The 1,611-nt window shown below is 68.8% G+C and carries 1 protein-coding gene; it reads left to right on the top strand.

Translation table 11 applies throughout. From position 1 onward, the window contains the following. Positions 1-342 precede the first annotated feature (342 nt). Entirely contained in the window at positions 343-1,584 is a 1,242-nt protein-coding gene (locus tag AC067J_RS44030; protein ID WP_478308518.1) for an IS110 family RNA-guided transposase, read from the top strand. Positions 1,585-1,611: the final 27 nt, after the last annotated feature.

Here is a 1,611-nt window from a genome sequence, read left to right as displayed (position 1 = left end):
CTAATAGGCGTTGAGGGCTGGGAGTTGGATCAGCTCTGGCAGGGGCCGGGCGAGATGTCTTGCTGTATGCCGCGCTTCGAGCGCTTCGACAAGAGCGACGCGTGCGCGGCCCCTGCCGTTCAGGACTCGGTCGCCGTAGCGTGCCGTGGTTCGAGCCGTTCCCAGGGCCACCTCTTGATCAGCCGGAGCCGTGGAGCTCTTCACGAGAGCGAGGACCCTGGGGATAGCTGGGGCCACGAACGGCTGATGGGGTGGTGCGCCGGCGAGCGCTTCTATTAGGTCGCCGAGTGGTCCTACCGCGGCTCGACGCCGAGGGACAGGGAAGGCTCGAAAGGGGTGCGCATGCACGTGACCTGCGGGATCGACTGGGCCGAGGATCATCACGACGTGGCGGTCGTCGACTCCGACGCCCGCCTGCTCGGCAAGCTCAGGATCAGTGACGACGCGGCGGGCTTCCAGGACCTGCTGCGTCTGCTCGTCGAGCACGGCGACAGCCCGGACGATCCGATCCCGATCGCGATCGAGACCTCGCGCGGACTCCTGGTGGCCTGCCTGCGGGCCTCCGGGCGTCGGGTCTTCGCGATTAACCCGATGGCCGTGGCCCGCTACCGGGACCGACACACCGTCTCCCGCAAGAAATCCGACCACCAGGACGCCGTCGTCCTGGCGAACATCCTGCGCACCGACGCGGAGCTCCACCGGCCTCTGCCCGGAGACTCCGACCTGGTCAAGGCGATCGCCGTCCTCGCCAGGGCCCAGCAGGACGCGGTCTGGGACCGTACCCGGGCCCACAACCGCCTGCGCTCGCACCTTCGCGAGTACTACCCGGCGATCCTCGAAGCGTTCGCCGACAAGCGTGAACGGCTACTGGCGCGCGAGGCCCGCGCGATTCTGGCGATCGCGCCCACACAGGCCGAAGCCGCCAAGCTCACTCGGAGCAAGCTCAAGGCCGCCCTCATACGGGCCGGCCGCCAACGCCGGATCGACTCCGAGACCGATCGTCTGCTCGAGGTGTTCCGCCGGACCTGGCTCCGCCAGCCGGCGCTGGTGGAAACAGCGATGGGACGCCAGACACTCGCCCTGCTCGCCCAGCTCGAAGCGGCCTGCCAGGCATGCGACGAGCTGGCAACTGCCACCGAGGAGCTCTTCCTGCAGCATCCCGACGCGGAGATCATCACGAGCTTCCCGGGTCTCGCCGTACTCACCGGTGCCCGGATACTCGCCGAGGTCGGCGACGACCGCACCCGGTTCGACACGGCCCGCGACCTGAAAGCTTATGCCGGAAGCGCCCCCGTGACGCGGGAGTCCGGCAAGAGCCGCCACGTCAGCCACCGCCGGATCAAGAACAGCCGCCTGGCCGCAACCGGCAGGCACTGGGCGTTCGCCGCGCTCACCGCCTCACCCGGCGCCCACGCCCATTACAACCGCCGGCGGGACACCGGCGACCGCTACTACGCGGCCCTCCGCCACTTGTTCAACCGCATGCTCGGCCAGCTCCATCACTGCCTGACCAGCCGCCAGAAATTCGATGAGGACATCGCGTTCGCCCCGCCGACGCCAGCCCCACTCACCGCAGCTGCTTGACCCGATAGCTGCATGGGGTGTCTTGTC

The organism is Kitasatospora sp. NPDC042419 (assembly GCF_056437345.1).
Note: the sequence above shows the minus strand (reverse complement) of the source record. Positions and strands in the feature narration are given on the sequence as shown.

Excerpts from the sequence above, each read along its gene's own strand:
- AC067J_RS44030 (WP_478308518.1), top strand. The coding sequence starts at position 343 with ATGCACGTGACCTGCGGGATCGACTGGGCCGAGGATCATCACGACGTG.